The sequence below is a fragment of the Mycobacterium sp. 852002-50816_SCH5313054-b genome, from assembly GCF_001667185.1.
In the GTDB taxonomy this organism is placed as follows: domain Bacteria; phylum Actinomycetota; class Actinomycetes; order Mycobacteriales; family Mycobacteriaceae; genus Mycobacterium.
Genome location: NZ_LZIC01000011.1, coordinates 21,618 through 40,723, shown reverse-complemented (window position 1 = coordinate 40,723; position 19,106 = coordinate 21,618). Strand labels below are relative to the sequence as shown.

Genomic DNA, 19,106 nt, shown 5'->3' with positions numbered 1-19,106 from the left:
GTATGATCTCCAACGGCTACCAGTCAAGGAACTGCTGGAAAGCAGAGGGTCCCGGTCCGCCGAACATGCGTGCCAGCAGCGACCCTCAGGGCCCGCCGCGGCGCCATCGTGGTGGCTGCAGCCCGGCGTGACCTGCAGTTGTGGGTCGGCCGGGTGACGGTCGTCAGGCTGCCGGTCGGTAGGCTGACGTCAATACCTGTTGAGGCCAGTGAGGTCCCGCTCGGCGCTTTAGGGAGCCCGTTACGGAGCCCATTATGGAGGAGAAAGATGACTGATCGCGTGTCGGTCGGGAACCTACGCGTCGCCCGAGTGCTCTACGACTTCGTCAACAACGAGGCCCTACCTGGCACCGATATCGACCCGGACACCTTCTGGGCGGGCGTCGACAAAGTCGTCGCCGACCTCACTCCGCAGAACCAGGATCTGCTGGCCCGCCGCGATCAATTGCAGGCCCAGATCGACAAGTGGCACCGGCAGCGGGTCATCGAGCCGATCGACACGGAGGCCTACCGCGAGTTCCTCGGTGAGATCGGCTACCTGCTGCCCGAGCCGGAGGACTTCACCATCACCACCTCCGGTGTCGACGACGAGATCACCACGACGGCGGGCCCGCAGCTGGTGGTGCCGGTGCTCAATGCCCGCTTCGCGCTGAACGCGGCCAACGCTCGCTGGGGTTCGCTCTACGACGCCCTCTACGGCACGGACGTGATCCCGGAAACCGACGGGGCCGAGAAGGGCACCAGCTACAACAGGGTGCGCGGCGACAAGGTGATCGCCTACGCGCGCAAATTCCTCGACGAGGCGGTGCCGCTGGCGTCGGGCTCGTGGGCGGACGCGACGGGCCTGAGCATCGCCGACGGGCAGCTGCAGGTCGCCCTCGGCGGCGAGTCGGAGCCCGTCGGGCTTGTCCAGCCCGAGAAGTTCCTCGGATACAGCGGCGAGCTCGGCTCCCCCGACTGGTCGGTGCTGCTGGTCAACCATGGCCTGCACATCGAGATCCTGATCGACCCGGAGTCACCGGTCGGCAAGACCGACCGCGCCGGCATCAAGGACGTCGTCCTGGAGTCGGCGGTCACCACGATCATGGACTTCGAGGACTCCGTCACCGCGGTCGACGCCGATGACAAGGTGCTGGGCTACCGCAACTGGCTCGGGCTGAACAAGGGTGACCTCGTCGAGGAAGTCAGCAAGGGCGGCAAGACGTTCACCCGGGCGCTTAACCAGGACCGCACGTACAGCACACCCGACGGGGGCGAGTTGACCCTGCCCGGACGCAGCCTGTTGTTCGTGCGCAACGTGGGCCATCTGATGACCAACGACGCGATCGTCTCCGTCGGCGACGGTCAGGAAGAAAAAGAGGTTTTCGAGGGCATCATGGACGCGCTGTTCACCGGCGTCACTGCGATCCACGGCCTCAAGACCGGCGAGGGCAACGGCCCGCTCACCAACAGCCGCACCGGGTCCATCTACATCGTGAAGCCCAAGATGCACGGCCCGGCCGAGGTGGCCTTCACCTGCGAGCTGTTCAGCCGCGTCGAAGACGTGCTGGGGTTGCCGCAGGGCACCCTCAAGGTCGGCATCATGGACGAGGAGCGCCGCACCACGGTCAACCTCAAGGCTTGCATCAAAGCCGCCGCCGACCGGGTGGTGTTCATCAACACCGGGTTCCTGGACCGCACGGGCGACGAGATCCACACCTCGATGGAGGCCGGTCCGATGATCCGCAAGGGTGCGATGAAGAACAGCACCTGGATCAAGGCCTACGAGGACGCCAACGTCGACATCGGGTTGGCTGCCGGCTTCAAGGGCAAGGCCCAGATCGGCAAGGGCATGTGGGCGATGACCGAGCTGATGGCCGACATGGTCGAGCAGAAGATCGGCCAGCCGAAGGCGGGCGCCACCACCGCGTGGGTGCCCTCGCCGACGGCGGCCACCCTGCACGCGATGCACTACCACTATGTGGACGTGGGCGCCGTGCAGGAGGAACTCGCGGGCCAGAAGCGCACCACCATCGACGAGCTGCTGACCATTCCGCTGGCCAAGGAGCTGGCCTGGGCCCCCGAGGAGATCCGCGAGGAGCTCGACAACAACTGCCAGTCCATCCTCGGCTACGTGGTGCGCTGGGTGGAGCATGGCGTCGGATGCTCGAAGGTGCCCGACATCCACGACACGGCGCTGATGGAGGACCGCGCCACCCTGCGGATCTCCAGCCAGCTGCTGGCCAACTGGCTGCGCCACGGCGTGATCACCAGCGAGGATGTGCGTGCCAGCCTGGAACGGATGGCGCCGTTGGTGGATCGGCAGAACGGGGGCGACTCGGCGTACCGGCCGATGGCGCCCAACTTCGACGACAGCATCGCCTTCCTGGCCGCCCAGGACCTGATCTTGTCCGGAACGCAGCAGCCCAATGGCTACACCGAGCCGATCCTGCATCGGCGCCGGCGCGAGTTCAAAGCCCGCGCCGCCGGTGGGTGACACCGGCTCGACAATGCGGTAAGTAGCGCGGCCGATGACTAGAATCTGGGCCGAGTCCACAACGTTTCACCCGATGAGTCGACGGAAAGGCGGCGGGCACCGGTATGGGTAGGCACAGCATGCCCGACCCGGATGATGCCGTCGACCAGCCGGCTGACGAGTACTTCGCCGACGAGCCGGACGCTACCGACGACACGGGTCACCACCACCGCGATGCCGCGGCCGATGGCCTCGATTGGCGCGCGGACGATGACGTCGACGAGGCCTTTCCCGGCGAGGGCGATCACCCCTACCCCGTCAATGACACGTTCGCGCCCACCGCCGACGACTATCCCGAATTCCCGCCGCGCACCCCGGGTTCGGCGGGCGCCGAGCCGCCGGCCTCCCCGCCGACGCTGTCGTCCCGGTTCCGGGGCGGGCACCGGGGCCTCGGCGAGCGCCTCGGCGGCCACCGCAGCGACGGCGGGCGCCGCGGGGTCAGCATCGGGGTGATCGTCGCGCTCGTCGCCGTGGTCGTCGTGGTGGGCACCGTGATCCTGTGGAGCTTCTTCGGTGACGCCTTGTCGCACCGCTCGCACAGCGCCGCCGCGCGCTGCGTCGGCGGCAAGGAGTCGGTGGCCGTCATCGCCGACCCGTCGATCTCCGAGCCGGTGCAGCAGCTCGCCGAGAGCTACAACTCCACGGCCGGCCCGGTCGGCGATCACTGCATGGTGGTGACCGTCAAACCGGCCGGTTCCGACGCGGTGCTGAACGGATTCGTCGGCAAGTGGCCGGCCGATTTGGGCGGCCAGCCGGCATTGTGGATCCCGGGCAGCTCCGTGTCCGCCGCGCGGCTCGCCGCCACCGCAGGCCAGAAAACCATCACCGAAAGCCATTCGCTGGTGACGTCGCCGGTCATGCTGGCCGTCCGTCCCGAACTCGGGCAGGCCCTGACCAACCAGACCTGGGCGGCGCTGCCGGGCCTGCAAACCAATCCGAACGCACTGGCCGGCCTGAACTTGCCGGCCTGGGGATCGCTGCGGCTGGCGCTGCCCACGAACGGGAACGCCGACGCCGCGCTGTTGGCCGGCGAGGCCGTCGCGGCCGCGTCGGTTCCGGCCGGCGCGCCCCCGACGCAGGGCACCGGCGCCGTGCGCACGTTGTTGAGCGCGCAGCCCAAGCTGGCCGACAACTCGCTGACCGAGGCAATGAACGCGCTGCTGAGGCCAGGCGACGCGGCGGGCGCGCCGGTGCACGCCGTGGTCACCACCGAGCAGCAGCTGTTCGCGCGCGGCCAGTCGCTGTCCGACGCCAAGAGCACCCTGGCCTCCTGGCTGCCGCCGGGGCCCGCGCCCGTCGCCGATTTTCCCGCGGTGCTGCTCAGTGGCTCGTGGCTGACGCAGGAGCAGACCTCCGCGGCCAGCGGGTTCGCCCGCTTCCTGCAGAAGCCCGAGCAACTCGCGAAGCTGGCCAAGGCCGGCTTCCGGGTCAACGGCGTCAAGCCGCCGAGCAGCCCGGTCACCGGTTTCCCGGCGCTGCCCGCCACCCTGTCGGTGGGTGACGACGCGATGCGCGCCACGCTGGCCGAAGCCATGTCCGCCCCGACGAGCGGACTGGCCGCGACCATCATGCTCGACCAGTCGATGCCCGCCGACGAAGGCGGAAAGACCCGGCTAGCCAACGTCATCGGGGCGCTGCGGGACAAGATCAAGTCATTGCCGCCGACCGCCAGCGTGGGGCTGTGGACCTTCGACGGCCACGAGGGCCGCTCGGAGGTGCCCGGCGGACCGCTGGGCGACCCCGTCAACGGCCAGCCGCGCTCGGCGGCGCTGGCCGCGGCGCTGGACAAGCAGTATTCGTCGGCCGGCGGCGCGGTGTCGTTCACCACCCTGCGCATGATCTACCAGGAGCTGCAGGCCAATTATCATGCGGGGCAGGCGAACTCGATCTTGGTGATCACCTCGGGGCCGCACACCGACCAGAGCCTGGACGGCGCGGGCCTGCAGGACTTCATCCGTAAGAGCGCCGACCCGGCCAAGCCGATCGCGGTCAACGTCATCGACTTCGGCGGCGACCCGGACCGGTCGGCGTGGGAGGCCGTCGCCCAACTCAGCGGCGGCGGCTACCAGAACCTGGGAACGTCGGCGTCCCCCGACCTTGCCGCGGCCCTCAACACGTTCTTGAGCTGAGGCGCTGTCACCCCTCGGGCATAGCATCGTGGGCGTTGCCGAAGGGAGCGCCATGAACATCGATTTCACCCCGGATCCCCAGCTCTACCCGTTCCAGTCGCGCTGGTTCGACAGCTCGCGCGGGCGCGTCCATTACGTCGACGAGGGTGACGGCCCGCCGTTCCTGTTGTGCCACGGCAACCCGACGTGGAGCTTCCTGTACCGGAACATCATCGTCGCGCTGCGCGACCGGTTCCGTTGCATCGCACCCGATTACCTCGGCTTCGGCCTGTCGGAGCGGCCCGCGGGGTTCGGCTACAAGATCGACGAGCACGCCCAGGTGGTCGGCGAGTTCGTCGACCACCTCGGGCTCGACGGCTACCTGACGATGGGCCAGGACTGGGGCGGCCCCATCAGCATGGCCGTCGCCGTCGAGCGCGCCGAGCGGGTGCGCGGCGTCGTGTTGGGCAACACGTGGTTCTGGCCGGCGGACACTTTCTCGACCAAGGCGTTCAGCCGGGTCATGTCCAGCCCGCCGATGCAATACGCCGTCCTGCACCGGAATTTCTTCGTCGAACGGCTGATCCCGGCGGGCACCCAGCACCGGCCGAGCGCGGTGGTGATGGAGCACTATCGGGCCGTGCAGCCCAGCGCGGAGGCGCGCAAGGGCGTGGCCGAGATGCCCAAGCAGATCCTGGCCGCCCATCGGTTGCTGGGCCGGCTCGCCCGCGAGGTGCCCGCCAAACTGGGCGCCAAGCCCGCGCTGTTCGTCTGGGGCATGAAGGACTTCGCGTTCCGGCCGGGCCCGACGCTCCCGCGGATGCGCGCGACGTTTCCCGATCACGTCGTCGTCGAGCTGCCCGAGGCCAAGCACTTCATCCAGGAGGACGCGCCGGATCGGATCGCGGCGGCGATCATCGAGCGCTTCGGCTGAGGGCCAGTCGCGCTAGGCGAAGGCCTCCACCGGCGGGCAGGAACAGACGAGGTTGCGGTCGCCGTAGGCGCCGTCGATGCGGCGCACCGGCGGCCACACCTTGGGCCGGAAGTCCTTGCCCAGCGGGTAGGCCGCCTCCTCCCGGCTGTACGGGTGGTCCCACTCGGAGACCAGCAGACACTCCGCGGTGTGCGGCGCGCCCCGCAGCGGGTTGTCGTCGGCGGGCCACTCCCCCGCGCCGACGCGGTCGATCTCGCGGCGGATGGCGATCATGGCCTCGCAGAAGGCGTCGACTTCGGTCAGAGTCTCGCTCTCGGTGGGCTCCACCATGAGAGTGCCGGCCACCGGGAAGCTCATGGTGGGCGCGTGAAAGCCATAGTCCGCCAACCGTTTTGCCACATCGTCGACGGTCACCCCGGTCGACTTGGTGATGCCGCGCAAGTCCAGGATGCACTCGTGGGCGACCATGCCGTTCTCGCCGGCGTAGAGCACCGGGAAGTACTCGTCGAGTCGGCGGGCGATGTAGTTGGCCGACGCGATCGCGGTCAGTGACGCGGCCCGCAGGCCCTCGGCGCCCATCATCCTGATGTAGGCCCATGTGATCGGCAGGATCGAGGCGGACCCGTAGGGCGCGGACGACACCGGGTGGCCCCCGGGCAATTCCGGGGCGTACGGGTGCCCCGGCAGGAACGGCGCCAGGTGGGCGCGCGCCGCCACGGGGCCGACGCCGGGGCCGCCGCCGCCGTGCGGGATGCAGAACGTCTTGTGCAGGTTCAGGTGGCTGATGTCGCCGCCGAACTTGCCCGGGCGGGCCAGCCCGACCAGCGCGTTGAGGTTGGCGCCGTCGATGTAGACCTGGCCGCCGGCGTCGTGGGTGGCCGCACAGATTTCGGCGATGTCGTGCTCGTAGACGCCGTGCGTGGATGGGTAGGTGATCATCAGCGCCGCCAGCCGGTCGGCGTGTTCGGCCACCTTGGCACGCAGATCGTCGAGGTCGACGTCGCCGTTGTCGCGGCAGGCGACCACGGCCACCCGCAGCCCGGCCAGCGCGGCCGACGCCGCGTTGGTGCCGTGCGCGCTGGACGGAATCAGGCAGATGTCACGGTGTGGTTCACCCCGGCTGGCGTGGTAGTCGCGGATCGCCAGCAGGCCGGCGTACTCGCCCTGGGAGCCGGCGTTGGGCTGCAGCGAGACGGCGTCGTAGCCGGTGATCTGCACCAGCCAGTTCTCCAGATCGGCGATGAGACGGCGCACTCCCGCGGTGTCGGACGCCGGCGCGAACGGATGCAGGCGGGCGAATTCCGGCCACGTGATCGGTTCCATCTCGGCGGCGGCGTTGAGTTTCATCGTGCAGGAGCCGAGCGGAATCATGCTGCGGTCCAAGGCAATATCCTTGTCCGCGAGCGTGCGCAGGTAACGCATCATCGCCGTTTCGGTGCGGTACTGCGTGAACGCGGGATGGGTCAGGAACTCCGACGTCCGGGTAGCGATGTCGACCCCGGCCGGCTCGGCGGCTCGGACGCCAAACGCCTCGAGCACCGCGGCGACGTGCTCGTCGGTGGTGACCTCGTCGCAGGCCACCGACACGTGATCGTCGTCCACGCGCCAGAGGTTGATGCCGTTGGCCTTGGCCGCGGCGACGACCTCCCCGGCGCGCCCTGGCACCCGGGCCAGCACCGTGTCGAAGTACTTGTCGTGCACCAGCGCGTCGCCGAGTGCGGCGGCGATCGCCTCGGCGTGACCGTGCACCCGGCGCGCGATCGCGGTCAGGCCGTCGGCGCCGTGGTAGCTGGCGTACATCGCGGCCATCACGGCCAGCAGCACCTGCGCGGTGCAGATGTTGCTGGTCGCCTTGTCGCGACGGATGTGCTGCTCGCGCGTCTGCAGCGCCAGCCGGTAGGCCGGCGAACCGTCGGCATCCAGCGACACCCCGACCAGCCGCCCCGGTAACTGGCGCGCGTGGTTGGCGTGGACCGCCAGGTAGCCGGCGTGTGGGCCGCCGAATCCCATTGGCACACCGAACCTTTGGGTGGTACCGAACGCGACGTCGGCACCGATCTCCCCCGGCGGCGTGATCAGCGTCAGAGCAAGCAGATCCGCCCCGACGGCGACCAGCGCGCCCCGGTCGTGCGCTTCGGACACCAACGCCGACCAGTCGGTGACCCGCCCGCTCGCGCCGGGCAGCTGCGTGATGACGCCGAAGAAGTCGCCGTCCGGCAGGCCCTCGCGCAGGTCCGCCGCGACGATCTCGATGCCCAGCGGCTTGGCCCGGGTGGCCAGCACGGCCGCGGTCTGTGCGAAGACGTCGGTGTCCACCGCGAGCCGGCTCGAGCCGCCGCGGCTGGCGCGGTGCATCAGGGTCATCGCTTCGGCCGCCGCGGTGCCCTCGTCGAGCATCGACGCGTTGGCGACCTCGAGGCCGGTGAGGTCGGCCACCATCGTCTGGAAGTTCAGCAGCGCCTCCAGCCGGCCCTGGCTGATCTCCGGCTGATACGGCGTGTAGGCGGTGTACCAGGCCGGGTTTTCCATGATGTTGCGCAACAACACCGGCGGCGTGAGCGTGTCGTAGTAGCCCTGCCCGATCATCGACACGGCCACGGTGTTGGCGTCGGCCAGCCGCCGCAGTTCGGTCAGCGCCTCGGCCTCGCTGGCCGGCGGCGGCAACTCCTGCAGACCCGGCGCGGCGCCGCCGTCGACGAGCTGGTCGAGGATGCCGGTGGGAACCGCCTTCGATGCCAGCTCGTCTAACGAGGCCACACCGATGACGTTGAGCATCGCCGCGACGGCTTGGCCGTCCGGGCCGATGTGCCGGGCTGCGAACGTTGATTGGTCGGGCACGAGGCGAACTCCTGAGGTCGAGGGACTAGCGGCCCTCTCCCTCTGTCTTCACCCGTTCGCCGGGCGCCTGAGAGATTCGGCGCCGGGTGCTGCCCGCACGCCTTTCCCCATCGGCGGGTGTGGACCGCTACGGGTCTCCACCGCTTTCCAGAGGCGTCGTTAACTCGCGCGGTCCGGGTGCCTGAGAGGTTGACGGAGAGGTATTGCTCCTTCGGCGTCCGTGACTGGCGATCACGGAACTCTCCCGCTCGAGTGCGACGCGCACGCCAGTTTACTCGGCCGCCCCAGTTCACGGCGAGCGCGCGTGTTTGCACACCGACGCGCCGCAAAACGTGTACAACCGCGGGCGCTCGCGCAGACGAAAGGGCCGCTAGCCGATCTTGCGGTCGCGGTGCTTGCGCCGGGAGGCCAGCTCGTCTTCCGGGGCGGCGATCGATTCGCCGCCGTCGGCGCGCTCACCATGGAAGTCGGCGATGACGCCGGTCAGCTCGCGCATGGCCCCGGAGACGGCGATGCCGAACACGCCCTGGCCGCCCTGCAAGAGGTCGACGACCTCTTCGGCCGAGGTGCACTCGTAAACGGTGGTGCCGTCGGAGAACAAGGTGATGTTGGCCAGGTCCTGGACGCCGCGCTGGCGCAGATGTTCGACCGCGACGCGGATGTTGTGCAGCGAGATGCCGGTGTCGAGCAACCGCTTGACGATCTTGAGGACCAGGATGTCCTTGAACGAGTAGAGCCGCTGGCTGCCGGAGCCGGCCGCACTGCGGATCGACGGGACCACCAGCGACGTGCGCGCCCAGTAGTCCAGCTGCCGGTAGGTGATCCCGGCGATCTGGCACGCGCTCGGCCCGCGGTAACCCACCAGCTCGTCGGGCACGGAATCGTCGGGAAACAGCCCCGGCTGCACGGGCGCGCTCGCGGCGGTGACGGCCTGGTCGCTGCTCGCGGCGTCAGCTAGATCCAGCTGCTCTTGACGTGGCTGCTCGCTCACGGTGGTTCCTCTCGCCGATCGCGCTGTCCTCATGGGCTGCACCGCAGCCACGTTTGTTCAGGCCCGAGTGCTAGAGAGCTTACGCTTTTCGATAGCCGCCGCGCCTTTAAGTCGTAATGAAAGTATGGCCGCTGCGGGGCTGTGTGGCCGCACTATCGGCCAGCGTGTCGACATCGCGGTGCCAGATGAGATGGATCCGTGATGTCGGGACCCAGCGTAGTGGTCGGGGTTCGCCGGGGGTCAGGTGGCCTTGAAGTCGTCCGGAGAGACGCTGTCGAGGAACTCCTTGAACTTCTCCACCTCGTCCTCGCGGACGGCGGTGTTGGCCTCTTCGTCGCTCTCGTCGGGGATGAGCAGTCCGGCCTGGGCGAGCACCGCTTCCTCCACGTAGATCGGGACGCCGACCCGCAGCGCGATCGCGACCGAGTCCGAAGGGCGAGCCGACACGGTGATGTTGCGGTCGAAGACCAGGTCGGCGTAGAAGGTGCCCTCCTGGAGATCGACGATCCGCACCTCTTTCAGCGAATGCCCAAGTGCGGCAATGAGATCCCTGATCAGGTCGTGCGTCAGCGGGCGAGGCGGTTCGACACCTTGCTGCTCCAGCGCGATGGCGGCGGCTTCGGACTGACCGATCCAGATTGGCAGGTATCGGTCACCGTTGGCTTCGCGCAGCAGCAGCACCGGTTGGTTCTGCGGCTGCTCGACGCGAATGCCGACAACACGAACTTCACCCATCTGTGTGTGCCCTCCGCATCTCGTCAGCCCGTCGAACACCAAGCTGTCCAACGAAGTCTAATCCTCAGCGATGCAGAACGTCGCGAACGGCAGACTTGATCAGCGAGGTATGCAGTGTGATAGCGAGGGCGGCCACCTCACGCGCCAGGTCGTCGGCGCGGTCGCGGGCGCCGGTCTTGCCCGCTTTGACTACCGGCCCGGCGATTTGGGCGATCAGGTCGGACTGCCGGTCGGCGGCGTTGCGGAAGGCGCGCAGGTGCCGCGGCTCGACGCCGTATTCGGCCAGCGCCCGCGCGCATTGCAGGATCACCACGGCGTGCTCGTCGAAGAAGCCGCCCGGACCCGTGGTGATCACGCCGGCCTTGAGCAGCGCCGTCAGCAGGTCGTCGTCCACACCGGAGCGTTCGAGCAGGTCTTCGCGGCTCAGCCGGATCCGGGTCGGGGCCACGGCCGCCGGGTCGGGCCCGGCCTCGGTCTCTTCCCCGCTGTCCGGCACCGATACCAATCGCGGTACGCCGTAAGGCGATCCGATCGGGGGCAGCTCACCGTCGGGCTGGGCGTCCAGCTGCGCCCGGATCACCTTCAGCGGTAGGTAGTGGTCGCGCTGGGCGGTGAGGATGAACCGCAGCCGCGCGCAGTCGTACGCCGTGAATCTCCGATATCCCGACGCGGCGCGCTGCGGCGTCACCAGCCCCTCGGCCTCCAAAAAGCGAATCTTGGAGATGGTGACATCGGGGAAATCCGGCCTCAACAGATCCAGGACCGCCCCAATCGACATCCCGGCGAGAGCCGGGCTATCGGGCGCGCTCACTACCCTCCGGAACCTCCATCGTCGTCACCCTGCTTGGGTCCGGTCAAAAACACCAACCGGAACTTGCCGATCTGCACTTCGTCGCCGTTGGCCAGCACCGCCGAATCGACGGGCTCGCGGTTGACGTACGTGCCGTTCAGGCTACCGACATCCACGACGTGAAATTCGTTGTTTTCCAACCTGAATTCGGCGTGGCGGCGGCTCACGGTGACGTCGTCGAGGAAGATGTCGCTGTCGGGATGCCGACCGGCGGACGTGATGGGCTGGTCGAGCAGGAACCGCGATCCGGCGTTCGGTCCCCGCTTGACGACCAGCAGCGCCGAGCCGGCCGGGAGCCCCTCGACCCCCGATACCGCGCTCTCGGTCCCCGCCTGGGCGGGGGCGTCGAGCTCGTTGAGGAAGTCGGCACGGAAGACCGAAGTCGTCTCCACCGTGACTTCGTCAGAGGTCTGGTCTTTCCCCATATCCGAGTCCATGTCCGTCACGCGCTGCTCCTCACTGGCCGCTGTGGCGTTATCCGACCGGGCGGCGCGCCCGGTTCTCCTCTGGGTTTCCTGAGTTTTCTCGGCCCCGTATTGCGTACTACTTGACTGTCTAGTGCGTTCGAGTGTCGATCAAGTGTCGATCTGTCGACCGTACCGCGCACCGGTCCGCGATGCCCCCACCGCCTGACGATCGAAATCCCGACCGGGTGCGCCGCCCGCGTCGGCGACGGGGCTGGCAGGCACATTAGCAACCGTCATTCGGTCAGCGTCCCTCGGTAGGCCTCGGCGTCGAGCAGCGTGGAAATGGCGGACTGGAGCTCGGCGCCGTCGGAAACCTGGACGTCCACCAGCCAGCCGGCGCCGTACGGGTCGGAGTTCACCAGCTGCGGACTGCCCTCCAGGTCGCCGTTGACCGCCGACACCGTGCCCGAGACGGGGGCGAACAGGTCCGACACCGATTTCGTCGATTCCACCTCGCCGAACGATTCGCCCGCGCTCACCTGGCTGCCCACGTCGGGCAGCTGGACGAAAACCACGTCGCCCAGGGCCGACTGCGCAAAGTCGGTGATCCCGACCCGGACGGTGTCCTCACCGCTGCGTCGAACCCACTCGTGTTCGGCGGTGTAGTGCAGATCGGACGGAATATCGCTCACGGGGGATCCTGTTCTGGTCGCTTCGCACACGGCGAGTTCACTTGACCGGCTGAGCGTATTGGTGCGGTTTTGGTTGTCGCAAGGTGGTCACCTCCACGCGGTCGGACTGCTGCACGGACATCCGCGCCCCGACGCGCTTGATGCTGTCCTGTGCGCCGCCCGGGATGTTCATGGCCGCGGCGAGCGTGGGCGGATCGCCAATCGCCAGAATCGAATACGGGGGCGACAGGTTCTTGGTGTCGACGGTCAACGAGCCAGGCGTCCCCACGATCCAGGTGTCGACACCCACCCGCACCGACTGGTGCGCGTCGTTGACCTCGATCGCTTCGGCGCCGGCGGCGCGCAACTCGTTGACCACGTCGAGCATCGTTTCGGGTGACACCCCTGGGCCGGGGTCATCGATCGTGATCGTGACACCCGGCCCGGTGGCGCCCACGGCTCCGACCAGGATGGACAGCGCGGCCAGCCTGGCCTGGGCGCTCTGGATGGCGGCCTGGTCGGTGTTGCCGGAGGCCTGCAGGGAATTCAGCGTGTTCTGCAGTTCCCCGACCTCGGTGTTCAGTGTGGCCTCGCGCTGCCGCAGCGAATCCAGCAGCACCAACAGGTCGGCGGGGCGGGCGGTGTCCAGCGCATCGCCCGACTTGGTCTGGCGCACCTGGGTGACGATCGCGATCCCGAGGACGAGGCACAGCACGGTCGCCAGGATCCCGAAGCCCAGCCGGGAGCGACCGCCTCGCAGCAGGCCGGACAGCCCCGTGCGGCGAACCGGCCCGATTTCGGGCCGCGGGCGTTTGGCGGGCAGTTCGTGGCGCCCGTGCGGCGCACCTTCGCCCGCCGTGGGTTCACGGCTTTCCCCGTCGTGGGGGTCGGGGTGATCGGGCGGGTCCTGGCTCACGCTGGCCTCACGCCCCGAACAGCCGGCGCCGCAGCGCGGCCGCGTTGCCGAAGATGCGGATGCCCAGCACGACGATGATGGCCGTGGACAGCTGCGTGCCGACGCCCAGCTGGTCGCCGACGTAGACGATCAGGGCGGCCACGAAGACGTTGAACACGAACGACACGACGAAGACCTTGGGGTCAAAGATCCGTTCGAGGTAGGCGCGCAGCCCGCCGAACACCGCGTCGAGCGCGGCCACCACCGCGATCGGCAGGTAGGGCTGGATGGCCTCGGGGACGGCGGGGTGGAAGATCAAGCCGAGCACGATGCCGACGGCGAGGGCCGCGATGCCGATCACGCGCGGCACTCCAGGCCGGCAAGCGGGATCGGTCTTGGGAGAAGTTGTCTCACTAGGGCCCAATCTGTTTGGCGAACTTGACATCCCGGATTGATCCGGCGGGCAGCGACAGACCGTCGGCGACGTCCACGGTGACGACGACACCGTAGGAGGCCTCCAGCAGCCGCAGGCGCTGCAGGCCGGGGCTGGCATCGAAGACGTCTCGCATCGCGTGCGGCGCCCCGACCGCCAGGATCTGGTAGGGGCTGCTGGTGGGGTTGTTGTCGACGAGGATCGCCCCGCCGGCCTGCCGGATGGTCACGTTCGGCCCGATCCGGACGCCACCGACGGAGATGGCCTCGGCACCGCTGGCCCACAACGAGTTGACGACCAGCTGCAGATCGCGGTCCAGGATGATCTGCCTGCTGCCGTTGACGCGCTGTTTGGACACGTCGGAAAGGTTCGGCCCGGCACCGGGATCGGTGACGGTCACCGTCAGACCCGGACCGATGACCGCGGTGCTGGCCGCCGCCAGGCTCAGGGCGTCGAGACGGTTCAGCAGCCGCTGGCCCTGGGCGTTGTCGGCCAGCGCTCGTCGTTGCACGTCGTCGACCCGCGCGGACAACGCGCCGCGTTCCTTACCCAGCCTGGCCGCGGTGGTTTCCGACGAACGCACGCTTTGCAACAGCAGCTGCTGCGCGTCGCGGACGCCGGGGGCAACCGAGCGGGCCTGGGCGACCGCGGCGGCGAATACCGTGGCGATCAACAGCGCCGCCAGCGCCTCCCACAGCCGGCCGACAGCCCGTTCCCGCCCGCGCCGCGATGCGTCAGAGCTGCCACGTCTGGCGGCGGCCGCGGCATAGCCCGGATCCAGGTGCTCCGACAGCAGGGCGCGCAGTAGCGAGGGAACCGGGATCAGCTGCGGGCGGGCCGCGGCATGGGCGCTGCGGCCGGCGTTCGGGTCATAGCCACCGAGCAGGCGGTCGGCGTCAGCCATGCTCACCCGCCTTGGGCGCGACCGGCTGGGGGGCACCATGTTTCAGCTTGGGCATGCGGCGCACCACCAAAGCCATCTGCACCGCATACAACACGAAAGCCCACAGGTAGGAATACAAACCCCAACCCAAAAAGCCCCAACCGCAGGCCCTCAGCACCCGGCTCCACACCGCGCCCCCGGTGCCCAGCAGCACCAACGGGAAACCGGACATCAACGCGAAGGTGGCGGCCTTGCCGATGTAGGTCACCGGCAGCGCCGACAGCCCGCGACCTCGCAGCAGCGGCAGCGTTGCCGCGAGCAGTCCGTCCCGCACCAGCAGCGTGATGACAAACCACCAGGGCACGATTCCGTCGACCGCCAGGACGATCGGGACGGTCACCATGTAGAGGCGGTCCACCGCCGGGTCCAGCAGAACGCCAAGCCGCGAGGACTGGTTGAGCGTGCGGGCGATCTTGCCGTCAGCCCAGTCGGAGGCCCCGCTGAACATCAGGATCGCCACCGCCCAGCCATTGGCGTGCGCGAACAGCAGGACGTAGATGAATACCGGAATGAGCACCAGGCGGATGGCGCTCAGGGCGTTGGGCACTGTCAGCACCCGATCGGGCGGAAGCACCTGCTCCATGAGCCGTGACATTAGTCGAACGCCGGTCCCGAAGCTGACCGCGGCGGCGGCGGCCCAACGCCCTAGCGCCTAGCAGCGATCGCAAGCGCGGCGGAGCCGGGCGCAGCGGGTCGCCGCCATCGCCCTAGCGGAACACCCCGGGCAGGCTCAGGGTCGACAGGGTGTCGTCCGAGAGCGGGTTGTCGTTGACCATGTACGTCCACGTCGACGTCGGCCGTGCCAGCTTGGACAGGTCCAGGCCCGGCTCCTCTTCGAGCACGTTCGCGGTTTCGAACGTCTGCTGGGCCGCCTCGATGGCGTCGGCGGCCAGCGATGCGAAGGCGTCGACCGCCAGCCGGTGGAATTCGTCGAGCGGATTCTGCCGGCCCAGTGCGCGCAGGTGGATGCTTTCGCGGATGTCGGCCAGGTACGCCAGATGATCCGCCCAGCCCCGGTCGAGGTGATACAGCATGATCAGCCTGCAGATCTTCTCGAGACCCTCCTCGGAGATCTCCTTGGCCAGTTCCTCGTACCGATCCGGCGCCAGCTCTGCGAGCTCCTCGCGTGCGGTTGCGGTGCGCAGCAACGTGTTTCGCCGATCGACGATGATGGCGCGCTGCTGGGCGATCAGGTGGTTGTAGCGCCAGGTGTTGGCGTGCACGTCCAGCATCCGGCCCTCGGCGACCCGCTGTGCATGGTCGAGCATCCCCGCCGCCTTGGGGCTCACGATCCGGCCGTCCTCGTCGGTCTGCATCGGCAGCTTGTTGCGGTCGAGGTTGGCGGCGACGACGTCGTCCTCCCAGCTCGAGAAGTACACCGACGACCCCGGATCGCCCTGGCGCCCGGCTCGGCCGCGCAGCTGGTTGTCGAGCCGCTCGGTGTGATGCCGGCCCGTGCCGACCACGTGCAGCCCGCCCAGTTCGGCCACCCGGTCGTGATCGGCCTCGTCGGACCCGCCCAGGCGGATGTCGGTGCCCCGCCCGGCCATCTGGGTGGACACCGTGATGGTGCCGAATTCGCCGGCCTCGGCGATCACCTTGGCCTCTTCGGCGTCGTTCTTCGCGTTGAGCACCACCGCCGGCACGCCGCGGCGCAGCAGCCGCTCGTGCAGCTCCTCGGACTCGGCCACGTCGCGGGTGCCGACCAGCACCGGCTGCCCGGTCTCGTGCACCTCGGCGATGTGCTCGATGATGGCGTCGTTCTTGGCGGCGGCGGTGATGTAGACGCGGTCGGACTCGTCCTCGCGAATGTTGGGCTCGTTCGGCGGGATTGGCGACACGCCGAGCTTGTAGAACTGGCGCAGCTGCTCACCGGCGGCCAGCGCGGTGCCGGTCATGCCGCACACGGTGGCGTAGCGGTTGATCAGCGCCTGCACCGTGATCGTGTCGAGCACCTCGCCGGTCTCGGTGGTCTCGATGCCCTCCTTCGCCTCGACGGCGGCCTGCAGGCCGTCGGGCCAGCGCTGCAGTTGCGCGATGCGCCCGCGGGCGGAGTTGATCAGGTGCACCGCGTCGTCCCGCACGATGTAGTGCACGTCGCGATGCAACAGCACGTGCGCGTGCAGTGCCACATTGACCTCGGTCAGGGTGGTGCCGACGTGTTCTTCGGAGTACAGATCGATGCCGCCGAGCGCCTTTTCCACCTTGCGGGCGCCGACGTCGGTCAGGTGCACGTTGCGGCTGTCGGAGTCCGTGTCGTAGTCCGTGCCGGCGTCCAGCTCGCCGACCAGCTTGATGATCTCCAGCCGCGGCGTCTCGCGATGCGTGGTGCCGGCCAGCACCAGCGGCACCAGCGCCTCGTCGACCAGCACCGAGTCGGCCTCGTCGATCAGGGCCACGTCGGGGTTGGGCGAGACCAGGTCGTCGACGTCGGTCACCAGCTGATCGCGCAGCACGTCGAAGCCGATCTCGTTGACCGAGGCGTAGGTGACGTCGCAGCCGTAGGCGGCCCGGCGCTCCTCGCTCGTCGAGTCCGCGGTGATCCAGCCGACGGTCAGCCCCATGGCCTGAAGCAGCGGGCCCATCCACTCAGCGTCGCGGCGGGCCAGATAGTCGTTGATGGTCACGACGTGCACGTGCCGCCCGGCGAGGGCGTATCCGGCGGCCGCGATCGCCCCCGACAGGGTTTTGCCCTCACCGGTGGCCATCTCGATCACGTCGCCGGCAAGCATGCGCAGCGCACCCAGCAACTGCACGTCGAACGGCCGCAACCCGGTCGTCCGCTCCGCGGCCTCTCGGGCGATCGCGAGAAACTGCGGGATGTCGCTGGACTCCGCGAGGTCGTCGAGTTTGAGCAGCCCGGTCGCCTTGCGCAGCTTCTCGTCGCTGAGGTCGGCGGCTTCCTTGTCGTACTCCGACGAGGCGGTGACGTCCGTGAGGGACCGGCTGCGGTTTTTTTCGGTGCTGGCGCCCAGCAGTCGCCAGAACCGGCTACTCAGGCGTCCGGGTTGGGTCCGCGTGGTCTTTGGCACAGGTCAACGGTACGCGAGCCGACGTCCGGCGCGAGCGCGCGTGTTTGTACGCGACGCGCCGGGCGCCGATGTACAACTGCGCACCCTCGCGGCCGGTCAGGCGAGGTTGGAGCGGCGTGGGTAGGCGACCGCCGGGTCGGTGAGCACGTTGACGACGGCCGGCGACCCGCCGCCGAAGGCGCGTTCCAGCGCGGGCCGCAGCTCGGCCGGCGCGGAGACCAGCTCGCCGTGGCAGCCCAGGGCGCGCGCCACCTCGTCGTAGCGGGTGCCGGGCCGCAACTCCGCCACCACCGAGTAGCCGTACAGCGCCTCCATGGGGTGCTTTTCGAGGGCCCAGATCCCGTTGTTGCCGATCACGGACACGACCGGCACGTTGTGCCTCGCCAGGGTGTCCCACTCCATGCCGCTGAAGCCGAACGCCCCGTCGCCCTGCAGCAGCACCACCTGACGATCGGGTCGGGCGAGCTTGGCGGCCAGGGCATAACCGGGGCCCGAGCCGAGGCAGCCGAACGGGCCGCTGTCCAGCCAGCAGCCCGGCAGATAGCTGTCGATCACCCGGCCGGCGTAGGACCCGAAGTCGCCGGCGTCGATGACGACGATGGCGTCGCGGTTCAGCATCGGCGCCAGCTCGGCGTACACCCGCATCGGATGCAGCGGGACCCGATCGTCGGCGAGCTCGCCCTTTTCCTGCGCGCGGGCCGCCGTCTCGGCCGCGCGGAGCTCGTCGACCCAGGCCTGGTGACCGGCGCCGCCCGCCGTCAGCGCGGCCAGGATGGAGGTGAGGTCCCCGTAGAGCCCGGCCGCGATGGGGCGCGGATGTTCGCGGCCGGGTTCGGCGCGGTCGACCACGACGAGCTGGGTCTCGGCGCCGAAGACCTTGCCGAAGCCCAGCCGGAAATCCATTGGCACGCCGACGATCAGCGCCACGTCGGCCTCCCCCAGCGCTTTGGCCCGGACGCGCGAAAACGCCATCGGGTGGTCGGCGGGCACGACGCCGCGGGCCATCCCGTTCATCAGCACCGGGATTTGTCGTTCCTCGGCCAGGCGCAGCAGCGCCATCTCCGCGTGTCTCCACCAGACGTTGGTGCCCGCCATGATCACCGGCCGCTTCGCGGCGGCCAGCAGGCCGGCGGCGCGGTCGAGGGCCTGGCCGTCGGCGCCCGGCCCCGGCGGCAGGTCAGTGAGGGCGCCGGGGCGGTCGTCGTCCTCCGACATCGAAAAGGCGTGATCCATCGGGAAGTCGACGAAGGCAACCCCGGACGGGGCGCCCACCGCCGCCCGCAACGCTTCGTCGACCAACCGGCTGGCCTCCCCCGCCGACTGCGCCGTCGCGGCGAATCGCGCCAGGGGGGCCACGAACGGCACATGGTCGATCTCCTGCAGCGAGCCCATGCCCCAGCGCCCCGCTGGAGCCCGGCCCGCCAGGACTACCAAGGGCGACTGGTTCTGCTGCGCCGCCGCCATCGCGCTCATCCCGTTGGTCACGCCCGGCCCGGCGGTGAGCGCGGCCACGCCCGGCCGCCTCGTCACTTTCGACCAGCCCTCGGCGGCGAAGGTCGCGGTCTGCTCGTGCCGGGTGTCGATCAGCCGGATACCCTCGTCACGGCACCCGTCGTAAATGGAAAACAGGTGGCCGCCCGACAACGTGAAGACGGTGTCGACGCCGCTGGCTTTGAGCCGCCGCGCGATGAGCCGGCCGGCGTGCAATGTTTGTGTGGGGATGGCGTCGGTACTCATGACCGCAGCCTATCCAGA

At 69.1% G+C, this 19,106-nt stretch carries 15 protein-coding genes and 1 riboswitch; of the genes, 3 read left to right on the top strand and 12 right to left on the bottom strand.

Annotated features, from left to right (window positions below; translation table 11 throughout):
- Window positions 1-267: 267 nt before the first annotated feature.
- From A5787_RS01285 to A5787_RS01275, 3 genes are all read left to right on the top strand, one after another.
- Window positions 268-2,475, top strand: a complete 2,208-nt coding sequence (locus A5787_RS01285) for a malate synthase G (protein ID WP_066960474.1) — start codon at window positions 268-270, stop codon at window positions 2,473-2,475.
- 104 nt (window positions 2,476-2,579) lie between these two features.
- A complete protein-coding gene (locus A5787_RS01280; protein WP_066960472.1) occupies window positions 2,580-4,643 on the top strand; it encodes a substrate-binding domain-containing protein in 2,064 nt (687 codons plus the stop codon).
- A 52-nt stretch (window positions 4,644-4,695) separates the two neighbouring features.
- Window positions 4,696-5,556, top strand: coding sequence for a haloalkane dehalogenase (locus A5787_RS01275; RefSeq protein WP_066960470.1), 861 nt, complete (start codon window positions 4,696-4,698; stop codon window positions 5,554-5,556).
- Between the two features lie 12 nt (window positions 5,557-5,568).
- Here A5787_RS01275 and gcvP read toward each other — a convergent pair whose 3' ends face one another.
- From gcvP to A5787_RS01215, 12 genes are all read right to left on the bottom strand, one after another.
- A complete protein-coding gene (gene gcvP / locus A5787_RS01270) occupies window positions 5,569-8,394 on the bottom strand; it encodes an aminomethyl-transferring glycine dehydrogenase (RefSeq protein ID WP_066960467.1) in 2,826 nt (941 codons plus the stop codon).
- Between the two features lie 159 nt (window positions 8,395-8,553).
- Window positions 8,554-8,651: riboswitch (glycine riboswitch) on the bottom strand.
- Window positions 8,652-8,764: 113 nt separating this feature from the next.
- A complete protein-coding gene (locus A5787_RS01265; protein ID WP_066960464.1) occupies window positions 8,765-9,385 on the bottom strand; it encodes a MerR family transcriptional regulator in 621 nt (206 codons plus the stop codon).
- Window positions 9,386-9,625: 240 nt separating this feature from the next.
- Window positions 9,626-10,120, bottom strand: a complete 495-nt coding sequence (locus tag A5787_RS01260) for a bifunctional nuclease family protein (RefSeq protein WP_066933175.1) — start codon at window positions 10,118-10,120, stop codon at window positions 9,626-9,628.
- Window positions 10,121-10,184: 64 nt separating this feature from the next.
- Window positions 10,185-10,931: a MerR family transcriptional regulator gene (locus tag A5787_RS01255; protein WP_066960461.1), complete on the bottom strand. Its 747-nt coding sequence runs from the start codon at window positions 10,929-10,931 to the stop codon at window positions 10,185-10,187.
- Window positions 10,931-11,416, bottom strand: a complete 486-nt coding sequence (gene garA / locus A5787_RS01250) for a glycogen accumulation regulator GarA (RefSeq protein WP_066912535.1) — start codon at window positions 11,414-11,416, stop codon at window positions 10,931-10,933. Before garA ends, A5787_RS01255 begins: the two co-directional genes overlap by 1 nt.
- 254 nt (window positions 11,417-11,670) lie before the next feature.
- The gene (gcvH, locus tag A5787_RS01245) at window positions 11,671-12,069 is read right to left on the bottom strand and encodes a glycine cleavage system protein GcvH (RefSeq protein ID WP_066960457.1); all 399 of its coding nucleotides are present in this window, start codon (window positions 12,067-12,069) and stop codon (window positions 11,671-11,673) included.
- A 37-nt stretch (window positions 12,070-12,106) separates the two neighbouring features.
- Window positions 12,107-12,871, bottom strand: coding sequence for a DUF881 domain-containing protein (locus tag A5787_RS01240; RefSeq protein ID WP_231993758.1), 765 nt, complete (start codon window positions 12,869-12,871; stop codon window positions 12,107-12,109).
- Between the two features lie 100 nt (window positions 12,872-12,971).
- On the bottom strand, window positions 12,972-13,304 hold the full coding sequence (locus A5787_RS01235; protein ID WP_066960535.1) for a small basic family protein: 333 nt from the start codon (window positions 13,302-13,304) through the stop codon (window positions 12,972-12,974).
- Between the two features lie 52 nt (window positions 13,305-13,356).
- On the bottom strand, window positions 13,357-14,280 hold the full coding sequence (locus A5787_RS01230; protein ID WP_066960451.1) for a DUF881 domain-containing protein: 924 nt from the start codon (window positions 14,278-14,280) through the stop codon (window positions 13,357-13,359).
- Window positions 14,273-14,902: a CDP-alcohol phosphatidyltransferase family protein gene (locus A5787_RS01225; protein ID WP_066960448.1), complete on the bottom strand. Its 630-nt coding sequence runs from the start codon at window positions 14,900-14,902 to the stop codon at window positions 14,273-14,275. The genes A5787_RS01230 and A5787_RS01225 overlap by 8 nt, the downstream gene beginning before the upstream one ends.
- A 124-nt stretch (window positions 14,903-15,026) precedes the next feature.
- Entirely contained in the window at window positions 15,027-17,351 is a 2,325-nt protein-coding gene (secA2, locus tag A5787_RS01220; protein ID WP_066960445.1) for an accessory Sec system translocase SecA2, read from the bottom strand.
- 96 nt (window positions 17,352-17,447) lie between these two features.
- Window positions 17,448-19,088 (bottom strand): acetolactate synthase, encoded by a 1,641-nt coding sequence (locus A5787_RS01215; RefSeq protein ID WP_066960443.1) that lies wholly within the window; start codon window positions 19,086-19,088, stop codon window positions 17,448-17,450.
- Window positions 19,089-19,106 lie beyond the last annotated feature (18 nt).